Source organism: Thomasclavelia saccharogumia DSM 17460 (assembly GCF_000686665.1).
GTDB classification, from domain to species: domain Bacteria; phylum Bacillota_I; class Bacilli_A; order Erysipelotrichales; family Coprobacillaceae; genus Thomasclavelia; species Thomasclavelia saccharogumia.
The window spans coordinates 1-23,801 of the sequence record NZ_JMLH01000048.1 but is presented as its reverse complement, the minus strand read 5'-3'; the positions used below and the strand labels follow the sequence as shown (position 1 = coordinate 23,801).

22 protein-coding genes are annotated in these 23,801 nt (G+C 28.8%); 10 read left to right on the top strand and 12 right to left on the bottom strand.

The annotated features are described in order from the left end of the window. The 7 genes from BR82_RS0110630 to BR82_RS0110585 all read left to right on the top strand — a co-directional run. A partial coding sequence (locus BR82_RS0110630; RefSeq protein ID WP_027090115.1) for an aldo/keto reductase occupies nucleotides 1-417 on the top strand: 417 nt, incomplete at its 5' end. 279 nt (nucleotides 418-696) lie between these two features. After that, nucleotides 697-969 (top strand): hypothetical protein, encoded by a 273-nt coding sequence (locus BR82_RS0110625; protein ID WP_027090181.1) that lies wholly within the window; start codon nucleotides 697-699, stop codon nucleotides 967-969. Nucleotides 970-1,218: 249 nt separating this feature from the next. Beyond that, nucleotides 1,219-1,695 carry an alpha/beta hydrolase gene (locus BR82_RS0110615; RefSeq protein WP_027090180.1) on the top strand — a complete coding sequence of 159 codons (477 nt, stop codon included), beginning with the start codon at nucleotides 1,219-1,221 and terminating at the stop codon, nucleotides 1,693-1,695. A 30-nt stretch (nucleotides 1,696-1,725) separates the two neighbouring features. After that, nucleotides 1,726-2,298 carry a flavin reductase family protein gene (locus tag BR82_RS0110610; protein ID WP_027090179.1) on the top strand — a complete coding sequence of 191 codons (573 nt, stop codon included), beginning with the start codon at nucleotides 1,726-1,728 and terminating at the stop codon, nucleotides 2,296-2,298. 12 nt (nucleotides 2,299-2,310) lie between these two features. Continuing rightward, on the top strand, nucleotides 2,311-3,153 hold the full coding sequence (locus BR82_RS0110605) for an aldo/keto reductase (RefSeq protein WP_027090178.1): 843 nt from the start codon (nucleotides 2,311-2,313) through the stop codon (nucleotides 3,151-3,153). Nucleotides 3,154-4,866: 1,713 nt separating this feature from the next. Continuing rightward, complete coding sequence (locus BR82_RS15675; protein ID WP_034864761.1) at nucleotides 4,867-5,583, top strand: YoaK family protein; 717 nt, start codon at nucleotides 4,867-4,869, stop codon at nucleotides 5,581-5,583. Between the two features lie 174 nt (nucleotides 5,584-5,757). Beyond that, nucleotides 5,758-6,144, top strand: coding sequence for a MerR family transcriptional regulator (locus BR82_RS0110585; protein ID WP_084300816.1), 387 nt, complete (start codon nucleotides 5,758-5,760; stop codon nucleotides 6,142-6,144). A gap of 133 nt (nucleotides 6,145-6,277) precedes the next feature. On the opposite strand, the gene crcB is transcribed toward BR82_RS0110585, so the two are convergent. The 11 genes from crcB to BR82_RS0110530 all read right to left on the bottom strand — a co-directional run bounded on the left by crcB (nucleotide 6,278) and on the right by BR82_RS0110530 (nucleotide 19,976). Beyond that, the gene (gene crcB / locus BR82_RS0110580) at nucleotides 6,278-6,643 is read right to left on the bottom strand and encodes a fluoride efflux transporter CrcB (RefSeq protein WP_027090175.1); all 366 of its coding nucleotides are present in this window, start codon (nucleotides 6,641-6,643) and stop codon (nucleotides 6,278-6,280) included. A 205-nt stretch (nucleotides 6,644-6,848) separates the two neighbouring features. Beyond that, the gene (locus BR82_RS0110575; protein WP_027090174.1) at nucleotides 6,849-7,340 is read right to left on the bottom strand and encodes a hypothetical protein; all 492 of its coding nucleotides are present in this window, start codon (nucleotides 7,338-7,340) and stop codon (nucleotides 6,849-6,851) included. A 297-nt stretch (nucleotides 7,341-7,637) separates the two neighbouring features. Then, on the bottom strand, nucleotides 7,638-9,377 hold the full coding sequence (locus tag BR82_RS0110570) for an ABC transporter ATP-binding protein (protein ID WP_027090173.1): 1,740 nt from the start codon (nucleotides 9,375-9,377) through the stop codon (nucleotides 7,638-7,640). Continuing rightward, nucleotides 9,374-11,137 carry an ABC transporter ATP-binding protein gene (locus BR82_RS0110565; RefSeq protein WP_027090172.1) on the bottom strand — a complete coding sequence of 588 codons (1,764 nt, stop codon included), beginning with the start codon at nucleotides 11,135-11,137 and terminating at the stop codon, nucleotides 9,374-9,376. The genes BR82_RS0110570 and BR82_RS0110565 overlap by 4 nt, the downstream gene beginning before the upstream one ends. 83 nt (nucleotides 11,138-11,220) lie before the next feature. Further along, nucleotides 11,221-12,174, bottom strand: coding sequence for a helix-turn-helix domain-containing protein (locus BR82_RS0110560; protein WP_027090171.1), 954 nt, complete (start codon nucleotides 12,172-12,174; stop codon nucleotides 11,221-11,223). 39 nt (nucleotides 12,175-12,213) lie between these two features. Further along, nucleotides 12,214-14,460 carry an ABC transporter permease gene (locus tag BR82_RS0110555; protein ID WP_027090170.1) on the bottom strand — a complete coding sequence of 749 codons (2,247 nt, stop codon included), beginning with the start codon at nucleotides 14,458-14,460 and terminating at the stop codon, nucleotides 12,214-12,216. Nucleotides 14,461-14,469: 9 nt separating this feature from the next. Continuing rightward, nucleotides 14,470-15,168, bottom strand: a complete 699-nt coding sequence (locus tag BR82_RS0110550; protein WP_027090169.1) for an ABC transporter ATP-binding protein — start codon at nucleotides 15,166-15,168, stop codon at nucleotides 14,470-14,472. A gap of 12 nt (nucleotides 15,169-15,180) precedes the next feature. Further along, the gene (locus BR82_RS0110545) at nucleotides 15,181-15,555 is read right to left on the bottom strand and encodes a heavy-metal-associated domain-containing protein (RefSeq protein WP_027090168.1); all 375 of its coding nucleotides are present in this window, start codon (nucleotides 15,553-15,555) and stop codon (nucleotides 15,181-15,183) included. Between the two features lie 152 nt (nucleotides 15,556-15,707). Beyond that, nucleotides 15,708-16,748 (bottom strand): ribonucleotide-diphosphate reductase subunit beta, encoded by a 1,041-nt coding sequence (locus BR82_RS0110540; RefSeq protein WP_027090167.1) that lies wholly within the window; start codon nucleotides 16,746-16,748, stop codon nucleotides 15,708-15,710. 10 nt (nucleotides 16,749-16,758) lie between these two features. Continuing rightward, nucleotides 16,759-19,266 (bottom strand): ribonucleoside-diphosphate reductase subunit alpha, encoded by a 2,508-nt coding sequence (locus BR82_RS0110535; RefSeq protein WP_027090166.1) that lies wholly within the window; start codon nucleotides 19,264-19,266, stop codon nucleotides 16,759-16,761. Nucleotides 19,267-19,328: 62 nt separating this feature from the next. Continuing rightward, on the bottom strand, nucleotides 19,329-19,976 hold the full coding sequence (locus tag BR82_RS0110530) for a DUF2238 domain-containing protein (RefSeq protein ID WP_027090165.1): 648 nt from the start codon (nucleotides 19,974-19,976) through the stop codon (nucleotides 19,329-19,331). Nucleotides 19,977-20,205: 229 nt separating this feature from the next. Between BR82_RS0110530 and BR82_RS0110525 the strand changes: the two genes are divergently transcribed. The 3 genes from BR82_RS0110525 to BR82_RS0110515 all read left to right on the top strand — a co-directional run bounded on the left by BR82_RS0110525 (nucleotide 20,206) and on the right by BR82_RS0110515 (nucleotide 23,359). Then, nucleotides 20,206-20,496, top strand: coding sequence for a phasin family protein (locus tag BR82_RS0110525; protein ID WP_027090164.1), 291 nt, complete (start codon nucleotides 20,206-20,208; stop codon nucleotides 20,494-20,496). Continuing rightward, complete coding sequence (locus BR82_RS0110520; RefSeq protein ID WP_027090163.1) at nucleotides 20,480-22,087, top strand: ABC1 kinase family protein; 1,608 nt, start codon at nucleotides 20,480-20,482, stop codon at nucleotides 22,085-22,087. The genes BR82_RS0110525 and BR82_RS0110520 overlap by 17 nt, the downstream gene beginning before the upstream one ends. A 96-nt stretch (nucleotides 22,088-22,183) precedes the next feature. Next, the gene (locus BR82_RS0110515; protein WP_027090162.1) at nucleotides 22,184-23,359 is read left to right on the top strand and encodes a MalY/PatB family protein; all 1,176 of its coding nucleotides are present in this window, start codon (nucleotides 22,184-22,186) and stop codon (nucleotides 23,357-23,359) included. A gap of 25 nt (nucleotides 23,360-23,384) precedes the next feature. Here the strand turns inward: BR82_RS0110515 and BR82_RS0110510 are convergent. Next, on the bottom strand, nucleotides 23,385-23,801 hold a 417-nt coding region (locus BR82_RS0110510), incomplete at its 5' end, for a PD-(D/E)XK nuclease domain-containing protein (RefSeq protein ID WP_187116163.1).

The window sequence follows — 23,801 nt, the reverse complement described above, 5'->3', positions numbered from 1 at the left end:
TATATCAATTCACAAATAAAACCAATGATCAATCAAATAGAATTTCACCCTTTCTTTTCACAAGATGATATGAAAAATTTTTTGGACAAATACCATTGTCAGGTAGAAGCATGGGGTCCTTTTGATGAAGGCCAAAGAGATATATTTAACAATCCGATATTACAGGAAGTAGCAAAAAAGCATCAGAAAACAGTTGCTCAAATCATTTTGAGATGGCATATTCAAAAAGAAATTGTTACGATTCCAAAGACAATTCATAAAGACAGGATGATTGAAAATATGGATATTTGGAATTTTGTATTAGAAGATAATGATATAGAAAAAATCTCAAAATTAAATATAGGTCACAGTGAGATTATTGACTATCAATGCTGTGCAACTGTTAAGATGTTAAATAAGTATAAGATACATGATTAGAAGGAACAACTGATATTTTATTGCCTCAGAAAATTATTTATATATTGCTAAGCAATTTGATGACAATCTTATTAGCATCCCCCAAAATTATTCATCAAAAAAATTTACATTTCAAAGATGTCACAGATGCAAGTGAATATATTTATTCATATACTAAAAAAAGAGGAAAGAAAGTTAAGTTGACTATATTCATATCCTCCTAATTTTACCAGCATTTGACACGGAAAAATTCCAAAAGTAAGTTAGGAAAATCAAAATTTTCATACTAATATAAAAAAGATGTTTGCAAAACAGCCAAAACTCATTAATGGAGAACAAATTAAAATTACTGATAAATGTATAGGCTGTGGTATTTGGTCAAAAGTATGTCCGATTGGAAATTTTTATATTCAAGATAAGATAGCTAAAAGAAAAAGTTCAATATGTGAATTCTGCCTTGCATGTGCTCATAAGGCAAATGTCATGTCTATATCAGATATCGATCCTGATGCAAGGTATCAAAATGCTGATATTTCTTTAAAAGAAATTATAGATTCGAATTATCAAAAGTAAATCGATTCTTAAAGGAGATGACAAAATAATAAAAACAAAATTAACAATAATGTGTTTTTCGTTATTAATGTTTTCATTAGCTGCCTGTAATCAAAAACAAACAACAGATCAACCTTTAAGCCAAGAACAATCAGTTACTACACTTCATATTGATCTTTGCCAGACAATTACCTTTAAAGCAGTTCAAAGCAAGGACAGATTGTAAAAATAGATTATGAAACAAATACTTACGATGAAGCTAATTGACAAATGAATAAATACGCTTATGTATATTTACCTTATGAATATGATGAAAATGATACAAAAACGCAATATAACATCTTTTATTTAATGCATGGCTGGACAGGTGATGCTAAAGGATTTCAAAATTCAAGAAATCATAGAATTTTTGGTGGATTTTCAATGGGTGCAGTCACGACATGGTATACATTTTTACAGGATTTAGACTATTTTAAATATTTTATACCAATTAGTGGAGACTGCTGGATCATATCAGAAAATGAGATGAATAATGATGAAACAGCAAAATATTTAAATGAATATGTACAAAAATTAAATTATACATCAAATAACTTTATGATTTATGCTTTAACAAGAAGCGATGATACAAGTATAGGAAATTTACTTTTTCAGATTGCTGATGAAGGAACACATAGCTATACATCTATGATTCAATATATTTATAATGCACTGCCCGTCTTTAATAACATGATTGATAAAAATTAAAAATATTTATTTTTAAAGGAGAAAAAATTAATGAAAACAAGAAAAAATTTCGGAGCAAAAGCTCATATTTATCCACAACCAGTATTTATTATCGCATCTTATGATGAAAATGGTATACCAGATGCTATGAATGCTGCCTGGGGAAGCGTCGCTGATTATACAACGATTGCTCTTTACTTAAATCCTGCACATAAAACAATAGAAAATATCTTAAATCGTAAAGCATTTACGGTTAGTATGGCAACAGAAGATTCCATGATCGAATCTGATTATGTAGGTCTTGTTTCGGCAAATAATGTACCTGATAAATTGAAAAAATCAGGATTTAATACAACAAAAAGCAATTTCGTTGATGCACCGTTAATCGATGAATTACCAATGGCTTTAGAATGTGAATTGATCAGTTATGATAGCGATACTGATTTATTGTTGGGAAAAGTTATTAACTTATGTGCAGATGAATCAATTTTAGATGAAACGGGAAAAATCGATCCATTCAAATTAAAACCAATTATTTTTGATTCTATTCATGCAAGCTATTTAACAATTGGTAACAAAGTTGGTAACGCCTTTAATGATGGAAATAAAATTAAAAATAAATAGGAGGAAGTAAAAATGGAATATATAACTTTAAATAATGGCCTAAAGATGCCAAAAGCAGGCTTTGGAGTTTTTCAAATAAGTAATTTAAAAGAATGTGAACAAGCAGTATTGGATGCTATTGAAGTAGGCTATCGCTTGATCGACACTGCACAAGCTTATGGAAACGAAGAAGCCGTCGGTAATGCTATTAAAAAAAGTAAAGTACCTAGAGAAGAATTATTTATTACAACAAAAGTATGGGTAACAAATTATGGCTATGAAAAAGCCAAAGCATCTGTAGAAGAGTCTTTAAGAAAAATGCAGCTTGATTACCTTGATTTAGTACTTCTTCATCAACCATACAGTGATTATTATGGTGCATACCGAGCATTAATAGATTTATATAAAGAAGGGAAAATCAAGGCAATTGGAGTATCAAATTTTTATCCTGATCGAATTGTCGATATGGCAATTTATAATGAGATAAAACCTGCTGTTAATCAAGTAGAAGTTAATGTATTCAATCAACAGATCGATGCACAAAAATACAATAAAAAATACGGGGTTCAATTAGAAGCATGGGCTCCATTTGCTGAAGGAAAAAATAATATGTTTACCAATCCGATATTACAGGAAATAGGAAATAAATATGGTAAAAGTACAGCTCAAGTTGTTCTAAGATGGCTAGCACAACGAAATATCATATCTTTAGCTAAATCTGTTAAAAAAGAAAGAATGGCAGAAAACATTAATATTTTTGATTTTGAATTAAGTGACGAAGATATGAGAATGATTAATAAGATGGATCAAAAAGAAACATCTTTCTTCTATCATGATGATCCTGCTTCAGTAGAAATGATTGCTGGACTACATTAAATATTCATAAAATAATCTTAGTATCTAAAAAGTTTAACCGATATTACAATTTAATAGGCAAATATTTTTGCAATGTTTGCCTTTTATTATTATCAAAATTCAATAAAAATACAATCACCATAGATCTTGCTTTAAAATCAATACAAATCCAAAAAGATAGATCAATGTGGCAATTATTTGATATAAACAAGATATAAAAAAAGAGGTATGACAATGAAAAAAATATTTAATAGGAATTCTTATCCTAATTATTTCTATTTTCATAATATTTTACATTTACAATCAAACCACAAATAATTCATCTGATTTAACAAAAATATCAGGTAATACTGATGAAACCGTTACAAAAGGCACAAAAAGATACCAATGGTATTAAGTTAAGAAAAAACTAAATATCATTGAATTAAGAAAAGGTGATTGTTAAAGCTAAGACAATCATCTTTTCTGTTATTTCTAAATTGGAGTTTAAAAACAGTGATTTTAAACGTACTCAAAATGAACTATTAAACAGCTTAAAAAATTTTTGTTATTCTAAAATTAAGTGCTATGTAAATCATGTCAGGACGTTCTATAATTTAAAGACTTACATGATTTGGGTTTTATAGCACGTTTGAATGATCTTTCTGGTCGCTGCGGGACCAGAAATTTTTTTATTCTGGAAACAAGTTCTTTTTCTTTCAGTTTATTTCTTAGATAAAGTCTTATGTTGATTACTGCTTCAGAAACGTTATACATTAACAATGTTGCATTGATTTCCTGCTGTATCAGCTTCCTGTTTTTCGCATAGAAATATACAAGTCCCATCGTATATTTTATCTTATTAAAAGCCATCTTTTCTTTCCAGCGATAATGATATAGTCCTTTAAAATCTTCAAATTGAGATTCATCTTCTGATAGATTTGTAATAATTGTTTCATATGTATCATCTGTTATTTTAAAGCGTACAATTCTAAAAGATAATTCATAAAAATTCTGTGTTGGTCCTAGAAAGTCAAATCTGGAAGTTGTTGGGATAAAGACATATTTATCTTTATCAGCTTTTATTTCTCTGGTTTGAAGTTTGTCATGATACCGTTTTTACTTTCGATATCTTTAACTCTGATTGCAAATTTAAGGTTGTTTTTGCATAAATGAGCCAAAAGATTATAGTTTTCATAACCCCGGTCTGCTGTAAAAATAGAATTATGAGGATAATTCTTATTATTGATAATCGAGATAACGCATCAGGCTCACTTTTTTTGCTTGCCGCATCAATACTCCAAACATAAAAAATATGATTAAGACAGTCATATAAAGCATTGATATGATATTGACAGGATGGCTTTCGACCATCCACATAGTGTACTTTGGTATCATCCATGAAAGGAATATTAATATCAGAGCCATCCTGTGCAAGAATGTAATAACCATTGATCGTTTTATAGTTATCAAAACTGCGAAGGAAAAGATTATTGATATGCTTAAAGATATCCGAGTCTAATAATTTACGTTAAAGAGTCTTTTTCAAGTTTTGATACTTAAGGACATTGAATTGATTAGTTTAAAAAATAGCTTAATATCTTTGAACGATCATACAAACAAAGATTTAAAATCATATAGCCTAATAAAATGAAATACAAATCATTTTGTCAGGTTTTCTTTTAACATATTGTTTATTCTGTGCTAAAATGCACATTGGATTTATTTTTATTAATATAAGGAAGGAAATTTGAAATGAAGGACAAACAGTTTGAATATTTAGAATGTGAAAAGCGTCATGTATTTTTTCTTTTAATGTTTGTTGGAGGGTTTTTAGGAGCATTTACATATTCTATTCGTGGCGGTATTTTCTGTAATGCCCAGACAGCTAATTTTATATTGATGTCAATGGCACTTGGTAATCAGCAATGGTCAAAAGCACTATATTATATAATACCAATGAGTGCCTATTTGGGTGGTACCATTCTTTCTGAAGCACTGCCTTCACCAATAAAAAAAAGAAAAATAATTCGCTGGGACACTTTATTGATTGGAATAGAAATGATAGTTATCTTCTTTTTAGGACTTTTACCAGAGACTGCTCCTTTTCAAATTAGTCAGGTTGCAATCAATATTATTATGTCAATGCAATACAACACTTTTCGTCAAGCAAGAGGAATTCCAATGGCTACTACATTTTGTACCAATCATATCCGCCAAGTTGGAGTACATCTATATAAAACGATCCACCACCATAACAATAAAAATGATCGTATGCGTTTTTTAATTCATTTAGGAATGTTACTAACTTTTATAAGTGGCGCTATTATTTCAACTGTTCTATGTAAACATTTATTAGGAAGAGCAATTTGGTTTACTTTAATTCCATTAGGAATTTTATTTATCCAGCTTTTAAAAGCAGATCTTATTGAAGAAAAGGATTTCTTCCAAGTAACACCTAAAGGACATTAAATATCTATCTTAATCAATAAACCAAACATCTTATATCTTCTATTATCATCCTTGTGATTTGATCGAGTAAATGCTATAATGTAGTTGTTATTTCCGGTTATGATAACCGGTCGTTGTTTACGATTATTACTACCGATAGTTTTTATTTTTTAGGAGATGATTAAAATTTATACGATGATGCAAGTATGCAGAAAACTTGATATGACTTACCAGACTTTAAAATATTATTGTAATGAAGGGCTAGTGCCCAATGTAAAACGTGATACAAATAATCGCCGTATTTTTGATGAACACGATGTAAAATGGATCAAAGATCTAACATGTTTAAAAAAATGTGGTCTAAGCATTCAAGAGATGAAAGATTATCTAGATCTATGTTTACAAGGAGAAGCAACTATTCTGCTTCGTAAAAAAATGTTAGCCAAAAAAAGAGAAGAACTAGAAAAATCTATTAAAGAATTAGAAAATAGTATTGATTATATTGACTGGAAGCAAAATTTTTATGATGAAGTTCTTTCAGGAAAACAACCATATATTAGTAATTTAATTCGTAAAAATTAAAGAAATTATAAATAATGACAAAAAGGGAGTATTAATTTTTAAATTAATACTCCCTTTTTCTACTATTATTATTATATAAAACTTTTATTAGAATCATTTTGTTCAACTGCTTTTCAATACTTGAATAAAAAATTTATTTAACTATTTCCTCTCCTGCAATGACTGCAATTACACCAGCAATCATACTTAACACAGCATATAATAATGCTACACTAACTTTTCCACTTTTCATTAAATTACTTGTTTCCAAGGCAAAAGAAGAAAATGTTGTAAAACCGCCACAAATCCCAACTTTTAAAAATAAAATAATTTTTGGATTCAACGAATTGTTCTTTACTGCCAAGGCAGCAATGATTCCAATAATAAAAGAACCAAAAATATTTATCATAAAAGTTCTTATTGGAAATATACACCCTTCTTTTATTGGAATCAACGCAATCAAATACCTGCACACGGCACCTATAAAACCACCAATTCCCACAACAATACAATCAATCATAATTAACTCCTGTTTCTATTTTATTTATCAGAATTATATCACGTTATATGATAAGAATCATTTTAAATAATAATTTATTCTTGATTATACATTCAAACTCAGCTTCATTATTTTTCTTTCTTCACTAATCAACAACAATAATAATAAAAACAACCTATTCCAATTATCAGATCCAATCAAAACTTAATTATATATAACTAGATCTCTATAATTTATAGCTATTAACCTTTCTAACAAAAAATATTTTATCTGTTTCATATACATCTACATGATTACTACTTTCAAGCCAAACCCTATATTCAACATATATTTTATCATTATTAAATTCAATTTTCGTCGTATCAATATTAAATATCGCTTTATTAAAAATAGAAAAAGAAAAAAGGATGATAATCGTAATTATACTAAACCCAGTTCCTGTTATAATGATCTTTAATATTATTTTAATGATTGATCTTTCTTCTTTTAAAATATCAATTATTATAAAAATAGATGGTAAAATCAATAAATTTATTATAAGCAAGATGTTTATAAAGATACTAATTAATGGGTGAAAATAAACACGAAAATCTAATTTATGATTTATCAAACAGTACAAAAAAACAAGACCAAATGAACAGATATACCATATTAAAATATTTCTATTAATTTTATTAGAATTAAAATCAATAATAATTTTCTTTAACCTTTCCTTCATATAAAGCAGCTCCTCAACATAAAAAACTTTAAAAATAAAAATTATTATATCTTATTATAATATCTTCATCATAGAATTTACTACAACAAAATATAAAAAATCAATGAAGATAAAATTTCTTAAGGAAGCATCGAAAACAAAAGATTTACTGCTTATAATCATAATTGCTTAGTGTATAACTTTAATATACGATTTCTAAAAAACAACAGTATTAAAACTATACTTGTTTTACACATTTGCATCTTTAATAAAAAACATGAACTCACGATATATATCTTAAGTTCATGCTGCTGCTAACTAGTTTAATTTCCATTCATTACACATATTTTGCAAATCAACCATTCTTTTATAAACACCATTTTGTTTTATTAATTGCTCTGGTGTTCCTTGTTCAACAACCTGTCCGTCTTCTAAAACAACTAATTGTGAAGCATTGGCAACCGTCCGCATTCTATGGGCAATCATTATAACTGTGCGCCCAGTAATTAAATGTGATAAAGCTTTTTGAACAAATGTTTCACTTTCAACATCTAATGAAGCACTGGCCTCATCTAATAAAATAATTGGTGCATTTTTTAAGATTGCTCGAGCAATTGAGATTCTTTGGCGCTGTCCCCCAGAAAGTTTTGAACCATTTTCTCCAATTATTGTATTATAATCATCAGGTAAAGTTTCTACAAATTCATCACAAAACGCTAAGCGAGCTGCTTCTTTGACTTCATCGTCAGTAGCATCTTTTTTTCCAATTCTAATATTTTCTAAGATCGTATTATTAAATAAAACGACATCTTGAAAAACGATTGAAAATTTTGATAATAAAACTTCTGGATCAATTGTCGCAATATCGATTCCTCCAATTGTAATCGTTCCCTGATCTAATTCATAAAAACGAGCTGCTAAAGAAGCACAAGTTGTTTTACCGCCACCACTATTACCGATCAAAGCCGTTATTTCATTTTGTTTTGCAACAAAATTAATATTTTTAAGCACCTGCTTTCCTTTTTGATATGAGAAACTTACATTTTTAAACTCGATATCATAGTTAGTGGGATCAAATGTTTCTTGTCCGGTTTGTAGGGGATAGTTTTCAATTTCATTAAGACGATCGATTTTAGGATCACAGCCAATTATCGCAGCTAGATTTTGTAATGTCGCACTCAATGGATCATAAAGACGTGAGGCAACGATCAAAAAGAGCATGAAAATCTTTAAATCAATCGTATGATCAATTAATGAAGTTACACCATATATTACAACTGTTGCGATTCCTAATTTTAAAATCAATTGTGAACTTACCACAAATAGGGCGTTTGTTAACTCTGTTTTAATTTGACTTTTTTCACAATCATCAATTACCTGGTCAACTTCCATTAAATATTCATCAACAAAATGATTTGCTTTTAAGTCTCTAATTGTTTCCAGCCCTTCTTGAATCTTTTCAGTTCTTACTAATTGCTTTTGCCGATCTTTAAACCCTGCATTACTTAATTTCCTTTTAGCCAAAATGACTAATAAAAATGATACTGGTATGCACCAAACAGCAGCTAATGCCATCTTAAAATCAAAGAAAAACATTGATAATGAAAGTAAGATCGTAGAAGCTATTGAACCAAAAAACTCTGGAATAAAATGTGATAAGGCCTGCTCCATTCCCGTAACATCTGAAAGAATCGTTGTTGTTAAATCCGAAAGATCACGTTTTGAAAAAAACATTAACGGAAATTGGCGCAATTTTTCAGCTACTCTTATTCGTAGTCTCGCACTTTCTTTATAAGTGTTATAAAATGTCATGTTATATTGAATATAGTGAGCCACGTAGATCAACACTACAACAACAATAAATTCAATAAGATAGATTCCATAAGATATATTTTTATCGTTAAACAATAAATCTAAAACATCACAAGTAAAATAGTATAAAATACCGATAGACATTGCAATGGCTAAATATGAGATCATACATGAAATACATGCTTTAACCAAGTTTATAGCACCTAAGCGCGTCAATGCAAAACGTGCCTGAATCTTTTCTATCATGATGCTTCACCTACTTTCCAGTCAACAGATTGACAATATTGTTTCCACATCTTTGCATATAGTCCGTTTTCTTTAACTAATTGTTCGTGATTGCCACTTTCAACAATGCTTCCATCATCAACAACATAAATACAATCAACATTGACGATCGTTGATAAACGATGAGCTATCATGATTGTTGTTTTATTATTAGTTAATTCCATAATTGCTTTTTGCATCAGAATTTCATTATCACTATCAGCATATGCTGTTGCTTCATCAAGCAATAATATAGGTGCATTTTTAGCAATTGCTCTAGCTAAAGTTAACCGCTGTGTTTCACCACCCGATAAATAAACCCCTCGACTGCCTATCTTTGTCTCTAGTCCTAAGTCAAACTTTTTAATTATCTCACTACATTGAGCTTTATCAACAGCTTCAATGATTTTATCTTCACTAACTTGTAATCCCATTTTGATATTATCTCTAAAGCTTTTCTTTAGTAATCGACAATCTTGAAAAACAAATGAAATCTTATTCATCAATTCTTCTTCACTTAAATCTTTAACATTGATACCACCAATTTTGATCTTACCTTTAGTTACATCATAAAATCTAGGAATCAAAGAAACTAAAGTTGATTTACCACCACCGCTTTTTCCTACAAAAGCAACTGTTGTACCACTTTTTATTTTTAAATTGATATCATGAAGAACCTCATTACTACTACCTGGATATGAAAATGAAACATGTTCAAACTCAATATCATTATTAATGATCTTATTTGTACTTTTTGAATAAGAAAAAGGTTTTTCATTAATGATTCCTTCGATCCGATTTACGCCATCTTGAGCTAACATCGTATTTTCGCTAGCAAACATGATTTTATTTGTAGTTACAGCAATTATTGGGGTAAAAATCACATAAAATAGAAAATCAGGCATTAATTTTCCTAAATTAAAACCATTTAAAATCAGTAATATCATTGCCCCGATAATAAAGATGAAAATACTATTAATAAAAGTAGTAAACAAAGTCATTGGTATGCGCATTTTATTGGTGTAACCAATTGCAAATTTTTCATAATTTTTTATTGCCTGATGGAAACGATCAAATGAAAAAACAGTTTGCTGGAAGGTTTTTACTACTGGAATCCCACGAATATACTCTACTGCTTCATTGCTCATTCCTTCTAATGCATCCATATATGCTTTCATTGAATCTTGCAAATCAGGTCCAACCATTTTAAACATATTGGATAAAGCTAATAATGTTGGAATCAATGATGCAACTGCAAACTTCCAGTCAAAAATAAATAAACAAATAATTACAGCACATACAGTTGTTATCAACTGCGCCATATCTGGTAATTGGTGAGCTAGATATGTTTCTGTTGAAGCTGCGGCTTCATCAATAATCTTTCTTAATTTTCCGCTACCCTCTTTGGAAAAATAACCTAATGGTAATAATACCACATGGTGTAAAGCTGCTTTTCGCATATTTGAAGCAATTCGAAATGCGGCTAAATGCGAACATAATAAACCAGCAACATATAATAAAATTCCAATTACTGCACAAATCAAAGCATAATAACCATATTGAATCGCAGCTTCACCCTGGCCATAATTTGGATATACATCCAAAATGACATCAATAACTTTCCAAATCCAAATAAAAGGCATTAACAGCATAACTGCACTTATTACTGAAAATATGATGGAAAGAATTGTTAAATATTTATATTTGCCGGCATAAGCAAATAATTTTTTTAATACTGCCATATCATCCCTCCTTATAAAAGTTAGTTAAAGCTAACTTTTATAAAAGTATACTGCTATATTTAACTTAACGCTACTCCAAAATATTATAATTGCTCCATTTTAAGATGCAGTTTACGATATTGCTGGGGTGTCATTTCAGTATATTGGTAAAAAGCTGCTGCATATTTACTAGGATTACAATAACCTACTTCATTGGCTATTTCAATAATTGATTTATTTGTATTTACTAATAAACCAATACTGTACTCTAATCGATATTCTTTATACCATTGATATATTGGTTTACCATAAATTTCTTTAAATGCTTTTCTAAAAGTATGAATATTAATATTATATTTATTTACTAATTTTTCTAAATCGTATTTATCAGATAAATTTTTACTTAGATCAGCTTTAATTGCTTTAATTATCTCAATTTGTTTTTTGGGATAATAGCGCTTCTTATTTTCTAAAATTCCAAAATCATGATAACTTAAAAATAATAACAACTCTAATACTTTGATTCTTAAATAATCTCTTTTCATTTCTTCTTCTATTTCATACATTTCCAAACAAATATGTTCAATTTGAGCTGTTGCTCTAAAAATATATACTTTAGAATTATCTTTTAATCTTTGAGCAATCGTATCAATATCGATATGAAATGCTTCCAATATTTTATTATGTCTAGCTTTATCGATCTCTATTAAAATTTCAACACCATTATAATATCCAAGTGGAAATGAATGCGTCAACTTATCGATAGGATTAAAACTAATCGCTAAATCACCTTGAGATAAATAAGCATAATAATTTTTATCATACTGACATTCAAACTTACCTTTTAAACAATGGTTGATTTCAAGATAACATCTCTTTTTAGAATTATCTGTCGGTGATTCGAAGCAATGAAAATCGTTATAAATAACTTGAATACCAGGGTAGACATCAATACTATACATTACACCTTTACCATCAGTTTGACCCACCTGATATTCATTTTCATATTTATTTATATTTTTTATCTTAACAAATGGTAATTCGATATCCTCTAACATTCTTTTCCCTCCATAATATCGAAAACAGAATAACAATCGTTATTCTGTATCTTTTAATGATTCTCCTAAATCAATTCTTTGAATCTGCTTATTTAAAAATATATTAACAACAAGATATGTAATTAAACCAACAATAAATATCATTACATATAAATACCAGGAAAGATATATTTCAAGATACCCAGCAAATCTAGCCATCGCTTGAATAAATATAATTTCTAAGCCATATTTACAAATTGGTAAACTAATCAGCAATGAAAAAATAACTACCAAAGTTGTTGCTTTAAGATAAATTTTACTAATCTCTTGATCATCATATCCCATAACCTTTAAAAAAGACATATAATTAGCATTTCGATCTAATACTAGCTTCGTTAAAATATACATTACGACTAAATAAATAATTATTGCTGCTGCCATCATGATAGGAATTGATTGCGAGAAAGCTTCTATCATTTGTTGCCCAACTTTTAAAACATCATCTCTTGTAATAGTTGTTGCGATATAATCATCATTAATATTTAATTTTTTATCAGATAAATAACAATTATAATAATCCAGATCTTGCTTTAATAACTTATTTAATGAATTACGTGACATATAAGCACTAATAGTCGTACGACTATCATAAATATCATAAACTTTTAATTTATATTCTTTATCAGTATATGTGTTAGTAAAAGTAACCATATCACCCTTTTTTAGCCCTACTTTTTTACTAAAATCATAAGATATTACGATTTCGTCAGCATCTGGTAAATTGATATCAGGATAATATTTTGAGTTATTATCTAAACCATAAAACGATACATCTAAATCAATATCACCAGCTTTGAAATATGTTTCTAAAGAAGTATAAACTATTTTTTCTCCATCAGCTTCAACAGGAGCTTTTAAAATATATTGATAATTAGATTTTACACTATCATTCATATTATCAAGATATTTATCAATTGAAGGGGTAACACAAAAGCCAAACATTAATAAAAAACTGGCAAAAACAATTCCTATCATTAAAACTAAATAACTTCCTTTATTTTGCAGAATTACTCTTTGACGATAGCGTTTAATAAAGGATTTTTGTTTTAAATGAATATAGTGTCGTTTTTTATTTTTACTTAGATCTCGTCTTAAAAATTTTAATGGTGAAATATTTAATTTGCGCCAAAGCATCACGTAATTTACTACAAAAATAATAACGACAGGAAGTATAGTTGTATTGATAAATGTTTCGTAAATAAATTTCAATTGTAATGGTGGTAAACAATAGTTACTATAATACATCGTTGAAAAAAATGAAGGCATTAGTGTGTATCCCAAAATATTACCAATAATTGCACTAATAATAACAATGATCATTGGTACTGCTAAATAATGACGAATCAACTCATATTTAGTATATCCATTAGCCAATAATGTACCTATAACAGTTGCCTGGTCTTCGATGACTGCTTGAGAAATAACAACAAAAATAAAGGCTAAAATGACCAAAATTATGTAGAATAACATATTCATCATGGGAATATCGCCACCCATATCATTTGGTAAAAAGGAAATTGATTGATTCATTTGCTGGGTCATCATTCCTTTTAACATGAATCCATTTTGAAGACAAATATCTCTAATTTTATTTAATTGATCATAGTTTTCTTTATCACTAGCATCATCATTATTTAAAAGATAACTGTATGTGTAATTTATATTTGTCCCGCTTAATCGTTCAAACAAATCATCATTTACGATTGCTACCCCAAAATGAATTGCATCCATCATAAAATCATTGTTATCTTCAATTAATGAATTATAATCAGGTAAACTTATATATCCAACAACTTTTAACTTTATTTTATTAATGGTGATCGTATTATTTATTTCATAATTATTTTTAATAGCAAATAAGCGGTCTAAAACAATTTCTTGATTATTTTTAGGCATTCTACCTTGGTAAATAGTAGCTAGATTAATATTTTTACGTTCTTTATAAATTCTTAATGTTGCATCATTTTTAATATTTTGTTCACTATAAAAATTTTCATAAATGCTTAATGGTTCTTCATTAATTTTGTTAATTACTTCTTGTGTCAAAGGAGAACTAAGAGTAATTTGACCATCTTCAACAAGGCATTCTTCTTGATTTTGTTTAAGTAGATCTTTAACGCTATAGGCGACACTAAAGAAACCTGATATCGTTGCAATCATAACGATCATTACTAAAGCAATAGCTAAATAACGAGATAAATTATTAGTAAATTCTTTTTTTAAACTTTTATTTAATGGATTTTTCACACTTACCACCTACCATTCTAATTTTTTGGCAGTAATTCTTGATGAATTTAATGAGTTAGAAATAATTTGTCCATCATGTAAACGTAATATTCTCTGAGCCATTTTAGAAATAGCATCATTATGAGTAACAATTAAAATCGTCGTTCCATAATCATGATTGATTTGTTCTAATAATTCTAAAATATCTTTGGATGTATAATAATCTAATGCTCCTGTTGGTTCATCACATAATAGTAATTTTGGATTTTTAGCTAAAGCTCTGCCAATCGCAGTTCTTTGCTGCTGCCCTCCTGATAATTGGTTAGGATATTTATTTCGATGTTCGCTTAATCCTAATTTATTTAATAATTCTTCTACAGATAAGGAATCTTTACTTAGATATGCTCCCGTTTCAATGTTTTCTTTTACCGTTAGATTAGGTACTAAATGATAAAATTGAAACACAAATCCTAAAGTATCACGTCGATACGTTCCCAACTTAGCTTTTGATAAAGTAGAAATATCAATACTATCAACAATTATTTTACCACTATCAATCGTTTCAATTCCACCAATCAGATTCAACAAAGTAGATTTACCAGAACCTGATGGTCCTAACATAACACATATCTCGCCCTTTTCAATTTTACCATTAACACCTTTTAATACTTGAATGCGGTTCTCACCCTCTCCATAATATTTTTGAACTTCCCTTAATTCTAAATACATAAAACCCCTCCTCTATCTTAAAACTTCTGTTATTTTAGCTGCGCGATATCCTGCTGATTTAACTAAATCACTAATAGTTTCACTCGTCACAGGTTGTTTTGTTAAAAGCGTTGCTACATGATTATCTAAATCTACTTCCATATAATAACCATCAATTTGATTAAAAATATTTTCGATCCGTCTTTGACAATTACTGCAAGTCATGCCCTTAATTTCCATTGTTGTACAATATTGATAGTGCTCTTTTTTTAAATCCCGCGGTTTGACTTTTTTTACAGTACTATCTATTTCACCACCACAACATCCTCGGGTAATTTTTTTTAAATATGATTTAACGCTAAATATCCCTATGATAATTAAAATAATCACAATTATTGTTGTTGTCATATAATCCCTCCTTTGTGTTAGCTTACCCTAACTACATATATCTTATGCTTGATTGTTAGTCTTGTCAAACAAATAAATAATAAAATATCAACTTTAAAATAAAAAGGAAGCTTTAAAATCAACAATTTTAAAACTTCCCTATTTTATTACCTCTATAAATCATCTTCAATTGCACAAGATTTAGCATAAGCAGTTGACTTAGCTTCAAAAAAATCAGTTTTGATATTATTAGCATTACTATAAATACTTACCCATTTCATCGTTTCAGGCTCTTTTTCATAACCTTCATAAAGTGTTCCAAAATTTAATGATACTGCGCGTAAATTCCCTAAATAATGAATATAATCACTGATCATTTCACTAGTTAATCCTTCGATTCGATTACCTAAAACATATTGTCCCCATGAGATTTCTTCTTCGACACCACGTTTCAACATTTGGCGATATTCTTTTATTTTATCTACAGTAAACAAATCTGGTTCTTCTTTTTGTAATTCAAGAATAATATTTCTAAATAACCAAAGATGCGTATTTTCATCACGATTAATATAACGAATTTCCTGCGCTGATCCGGACATTTTACCCATTCGTCCTAAATTATAAAAGAACATAAATCCTGAATAAAAATATATTCCTTCTAAAATATAATTAGCCATGATCGTCTTCATTAAATGAAAACTATCTTTATTTTCAAGAAAAGCATTATACTGTTCACCAATAAAGTTATTTCTTTTTAATAAATGTTCATCATATTTCCATTGATATAATATTTCATCTCTTTTAGCCGGCGAACAAATCGTATCAAGCATATAACTATAACTCTGTGAATGTACTGCCTCTTGAAACGCCTGGATCGTTAAACAAAGATTCACTTCATTTGCTGTAATATATTCACCAATATTTGGAAGATTCGCAGTCTGCAAAGAATCTAAAAATACTAAAAAAGATAAAATCTTATCATATGCTGTTCTTTCAGCCTCACTTAATATTCGATAGTCCTGGATATCCTGAGTTAAATTGATTTCTTCAGGAATCCAAAAATTATTCATCGCCTGCCGATACCAGCTGCTGACCCATGCATATTTCATATTATTAAAGTCATTTAAATTAGTCGTATTACCATTGATCATCCGCCGTTTTCTTACATCAATATCACCAGATGCATTAAATAACGCTTTTTTCTTTAATTCCATTTTAACCCTCCTATGAGCTGCATGATTCACACTCCTCAATTTCAAGAGATTGACTACGAACATAATAGATCGTTTTTACTCCATATTGCCAAGCCTGAAGATATAGATCCAACAATTTTCTAAAAGTAAATTCATTAGTCATATATAAATTAACTGATTGCGCTTGATCGATATGACGCTGGCGAATTCCAGCAGCTTTAATGATCCAGCTTTGATCAATATGATGAGCATTTTTATAAAGCCAAAATGTTTTCATATTCAAATCTGGTGCCACGCGAATAATCATACTGCCCTTTTTTTCTTCCATAAAATATTTTTTCATAATTGGGTCTACAGCCGCACTAGTTCCTGCAATAATTGAAGTCGAACTAGTTGGAGCGATAGCTAAAAGATAGCCGTTTCTTAAACCATACTGCTGGATCTTCTTTTGCAGCTTTTGCCATTTTAAATCATTATATTGGCGTTTTTGAAAATATGCTCCGGTTGCAAAGTCACTACCTTTAAATAATTCATAGCTGCCTTTTTCCTTAGCTAGATTACAAGAAGCTTCTAAAGTCAAATAATTAATTTTTTCATAAAGATGATCAACAAACTTTAAATGTTCATCACTTTCAAAAGCAATTCCCTGCTTCACCAGCATATGATGATAACCACTTGTTCCTAACCCAATTGGTCGATATTTTTGATTAGTTATTCGGGCAAAAGGAACAGGATAATAGTTTAAATCAATTACATTATCTAAAGCTCGAACGACTATATTGATAATACGTTTTAATTCGTCATCATTTGTAACATCGATCCGCCCTAATGTTAATGAAGCAAGATTACAAACCACAAAATCTCCAGGTTTAGTTTTTTCAACTATTATTGTTTCTTGATCAACTTTAATTTCTTCATAAGGCAAAATTTCCATTGCTTTCATATTTTGCGCTATTTCTGTACATAAATTACTACAATAAATAATCCCTTGATGACTATTAGGATTCATTTTATTTACATGATCACGATTAAATGTAAATGGTGTCCCCGTCTCTACTAAAGATTTAATAATTAATCTTACAACTTCTTTAACTGTCATCACGCGTTTTGAAATTCGTTTATCCGCAACACATTCATAATACTTTTGTTCCCAAACTTCACCATAATAATCTTCTAAATAATATCCTTTAGCTTCATAAATCTCATGCGGACACATCATATACCAAGGCGCAGCTAGATCATTTTTAGCTAATTTCCAAAACAAATCAGGGTAACAAACAGCTGGAAAAATATCATGTGCTTTCATCCGATCATCACCATTATTAGTCCGAAGCTGTAAAAATTCTGGTAGATCTTTATGCCAAACATCTAGATATACTGCAGCAGCACCTTGTCTTACACCTAATTGATCTACTGCAACTGCAGTATCATTAACTAATTTGAGCCAGCGAATCACCCCACCAGCAGCACCTTCAAATCCACGAATACTGCTGCCATTTGCACGAACTTTTCCAAAATAAAGACCCATCCCGCCACCGTTTTTAGATACCTTGGCAAAATTATCAACACTTTTATATATCCCTGCTAATGAATCATCAACTGTATCAATAAAACACGAGCTCATTTGGTGAAATGGTTTCCTGGCATTGGACATTGTTGGAGTTGCCATCGTTACTTTCAATGTACTTAAAATATCATAAATTTCTCTAGCCCATTTAACTTTATCTTTTTCTTTTAAAGCTAAATGCATCGCAATCAACATAAACATCTCTTGGGGTTTTTCTAAGATTTCACGTTGATGATTTTGGATTAGATAGCGTTTCATGATCAACTCTAAACCACTATATGTAAACAATTTATCACGTTCATCTTCTAAATAATTACTCAATTCTTCAATTTCATATTGGGAGTAATGTTCTAAAATATATGAACCATAGTAGCCTTGTTTAGTTAAAAATTTAATTTTATCATAAAAAGCAGTAATATTATATTCTTTCATTTTTTTATCTACTCTTTGATATATATCATAACTTAAAAAACGTGTCGATATCATTTCCCATTTTGGAGCTTCTTTACTAGTTAATTCATTTGCTGCCTTTATCAACATTGTTAAAGCTTCTTGAAAATTCATCTCTTCTTTATAAAAAGATTTAAATTTTGCTAATAATAATTGTAAAGAGTATTCTTTATCAGGATAATCTTTTTGAATTGCATTAAAAATTTCTATTAATCCTTCATCTTTTATTAAAGCAATTAATTCATTTATGATATCTCGTTGCTCACTATGTTTTTGACGATATAAAATATATGCTTTTGCTGCTTGAAGATATCCTTGTTTCATTAATGCCTCTTCTACTTTGTCTTGAATCATTTCAACATTAATTTGATCAGCTAGATCTTTTTCAACTTCCTCAATAATCTTATCTAAATCAGTTTTACCAATAATTTGATCAAGACTATTAAAAGCTTTTTGAATAGCTAGTTTTATTTTATTTTTATCATATTCTTGATATAAACCATTTCTTTTTTGAATTTTCATCATTTCACATCCTTAGGCAGCATTCTAGCACACTACTTATAATCGCTTCAATCGATATGCTTTTAATTAAAATTTTGATCATAAAAATCATCACATAACTGTAATAAAAAATACTTTTTTTTCTGCTGGTAAGATCGTTTGATCATAAAAATTATTATTATCCCTGCCACTAATGCACAAAGCATGTCAGTCATTGAATCATGTACACCAGTCTTATAATGATTAATACAATCATTATTAAACAAGATCAACATCATATATTCAAATAATTCCCATAACATTGCAATTGCAAGATTAGTATTAAAAACAAATAATATAAATATTTTGTATTCTTGATGCTCTACGATCTTTTTTTCTTTTTTTATTATATAAAAAAGAATAACAGCTAATAGAGAAGCAAATATCCCACTTGAAAAATGCAAAATTTTATCAAAAAATGGTAAATCGTACCCATTAAAACAGCTTCCAATCAGTGATGCAAAATACATAAATATAATATTAATGATATAAATTGTTTTTGTAGCTTTTAATTTAAATAAATAAAATATAAATGGCAACAATAGTGGTGTAATCAAAGCTACAAATCCCATAAAAAAGGCTGTTAAATCATTATTTATATAATTAAAATAAAAACCAATCAAAGAAGTTACAATATAAACTATGATACATAGCTCCAATATTACTTTATCCCATTTTTGTTTAATCAACATTTTAATCACCTCTCATCCTACTATATAATATACCCATTTAATTTTTATTTTTGATTCTTTTATTATACTATTATTTAAAAATATATTCAAAATTGATTCTATTTTATCATTATACAGATAATCACACTTAATATTTTTAAAAATAATAAATTATTATTAAAAATTAATTAAGTATTATAATAAAAAGTGTTAAAATAAGAATAGTTAATAATGAAAGGAAGTATTTATTATGAATAATTTTAGTGATGATTTAAAAAAAGTATTTTTAGCAGGAATTGGAGCTGCTGCTTTGACAATTGAAAAGTCTAAAGAAGTTGTTGATGAATTAGTTGAAAAAGGTGAAATAACAGTTGAACAAGGTAAAGCTTTAAATGAAGAATTAAAACATAATCTTTCTAAAAAAAGGGAAAAAACTACATCAGTAGAAAAAATCAGTGAAGATTTAGAAAAGGCTAGTCCTGAAGATTTAGAAATTTTGAAAGCAAAAATTGAAGAATTACAAAATGGTACAAACAAATAATGATCAAAAAAATTTAAGCAGTAAACGACGACTTATTCAAATTATTAGTATTTTAAAAAAGCATCATCTTACTAAAGGAATCGATCCTGTCAAATTTAGAATCATTCTAGAAGATCTAGGTCCTACTTTTGTAAAAATCGGACAAATCATGTCTTCTCGACAAGACATGTTTTCACAGCGTTATTGTAAAGAGTTGATCAAATTACGCGATAATGTTGCCCCTCTTGATATTGAAACGATTCGAAATGTAATTGAAAACGAATATGGGTGTGCACTAGAAGAAATATTTTCGGAGTTTGATGAAAATCCTTTAGGAAGTGCTTCAATTGCTCAAGTACACAAGGCTACTTTAAAAAATGGTAAAGCTATTGTTGTAAAAGTTCAAAGACCTAACATTTATGAGACGATGGAGCAAGATATTTCATTGATTCGCCGTGCTGTTAAATTGCTTAAGATCAACGAAGCTTTAGGAAATGTAGTTGATTTAAATATTGTTTTAGATGAATTTTGGTATACAGCTAAAGAAGAAATGGATTTTTTAAATGAAGCACGATTTGCAAAACGTTTTACAGATTTAAATAAAGACATTGCCTGTATTGGTACTCCTATTATCGAGACCGATTATACAACTAGTAAGATTTTAGTAATGGAATACATAGATGGTTTTGAAATCGACCAATTTGAACAGCTTTTAAATAATGGTTACCAGCGTAAAGAAATAGCTGCTAAATTAGCTGAAAATTATATTAAACAAATTGTTGATGATGGATTCTTTCATGCTGATCCTCACCCTGGTAATCTTAGAATTAGAGATGGCCAAATTATTTGGATTGATTTTGGGATGATGGGAATATTAAAACCAGAAGATAAAGCTTTAATGAAAAGTGCTGTCATGGCTATTGGCAACAGTGATACCCAAAAATTAGTAGATGTTATTTTAACTTTAGGTAATCATGATAATCGTATCGATTACACTTTGTTTTATGATGATATTGAAACTTTTATGCATCATTATATAAATGCTAATTTAAACGATATTAATTTAGGAGAAGCTATTCAGGAAATATTTACAATTGCTCATAAACATCGTATTTCAATGCCTAAAGGAATTAGTATGCTGGCACGCGGATTAGTTACTATTGAAAGTACTGTTATGTTAATAGATCCTCATATCAGTATTATTGAAATTGCTGCTAATCATGTGACTAAACATATGTTTAGTCATTTCGATTTAAAAAAAGAATTAACATCTACAAGTAAAAAAACTTATGATGCTTTAAAATATACTGTTGATCTTCCTATTCAATTATCTGAAGTTGTTAATATGGTAAAAAAAGGGCGTTTGAAAGTTAATTTGAATATTATGGATTCTAGTGTTCCGTTGAAATCTGTTAATCATATGGTTAATAAATTGATCGTTGGTATTGTTAGTGCTGGATTATTAATGGCTAGCAGTCTTTTATGTACTACGCAAATGACGCCTAAAGTTTTTGGAATTCCGGCTTTAGGTTTTATCGGTTATATTACTGCGGTAGGACTAGGAATATGGCTGTTATTTACTGTCTTAAAAGAAAGAAAACATCCCCGATAACAGAAATATGTCTAAAATGGTTATATTAAAGTATTTACAAGATGAAATATTAAGTAAATACTTTTTTAAAGTATTTAATTATATGGAGGTAAATAGATGAAATATGATTTTGAAAGATTAATTGATCGTAGTGAAAAAGGTTCTAGTAAATGGAATCTAATGAAAGAAAAAAATTCTGTCATTCCTGATAATATTGTCCCATTATCTGTAGCAGATGCTGATATCTCATTAGCTCCAGAAATAAAAAATGGTTTAATTGAATTTTTAAAAAATGATGTTGTTTTAGGATATACAGATCCAACTGATAAATACTATCAATCAGTAATAAACTGGATGGAAAAAAGACATAATTATAAAATAAAAAAAGAATGGATCGTTATTTCAAACGGTATTGTACCAGCGTTATTTGACGCTGTAAATGCCTATACAAATGAAAATGATGGTGTAATTGTGTTTACGCCTGTTTATTATCCTTTTTATCAGGCCATCAAAACAAATAATCGGAAAATTGTAAAATGTCCATTAATTGATCAAAATACCAATTATACTATTGACTTTAAAAAATTTTCATTGTTAGCTCAAAAGTCAGAAAATAAAATGATGATTTTATGTAATCCTCATAATCCAGTTGGTCGTGTCTGGCAAAAGGAAGAATTAGAAAAAATTGCTAAAATATGTCTAGATAATGATCTTATCCTTGTTAGTGATGAAATTCATGAAGATTTGATCATGCCAGGTCATATACACTTCCCTATTGCTGCTTTAAATGACGAAATTGCCAATAGAACTATTACATGTACTGCACCTAGTAAAAGTTTTAATCTAGCAGGTATGCAGGCTTCAAATATTATTATTAAAGACCCTGATTTAAAAAGTAAATTTATTTTACAACAAGAAAAAAGATGCTTTCACAGCTTAAATACAATAGCTTATGAAACTACGATTTTAGCTTATGATAAAGGTGAAACCTGGCTGGAAGAATTTAAAAAGTTAATTAATAAAAATTATCAATTACTAGTTGACTATATTAATCAAAACCTCCCACAAATTAAGGTATATCCTTTACAAGGTACTTATCTAGCGTGGCTAGATTTTAGAAATTTAGGTTATGATCATCATGAACTAGAAAAGAAAATGATCAACGCTAATTTGTATTTAGATGAGGGCTATCTTTTTGGTGAAGAAGGCAAAGGTTTTGAAAGAATCAATATTGCCTGTCCTACTAATATTCTACTTGAATCATTAAAACGTCTAAAAAAAGAATTTGCTTAATTTTTTATAAAATGAAAAGGATAACCTATTCTAAAAGTTTATCCTTTTCATATTTTTCAATTATACAGCTATGTTCTTTAGTCTTCTTATCATAACTGATTCCTACTAATATTAGATCATCTAAATATTTCTCTAATCCATAATAATATTTCTTCTCTTTGATTTGATTAATAGCTGTTTCTGCTTCCTGATCCCACTTCAATTCTACTATCATTGCTGGTTTATCATCTTTAGGAATAAACACCATATCTGCATACCCTTTACCGCTTGGCATCTCTCTTATTATCGTATAATGATTCCTTGCATATATATATGCGATCGAAATCGTATATGCTAAGGCATTTTCATTATTATATGTTAGTATCGCTGTATCCAAATGCGCTTCTTCGATATACTTGGCTACTAATTCTTCTTCTCTATTCCATGTCGCTTCTAATAAGGC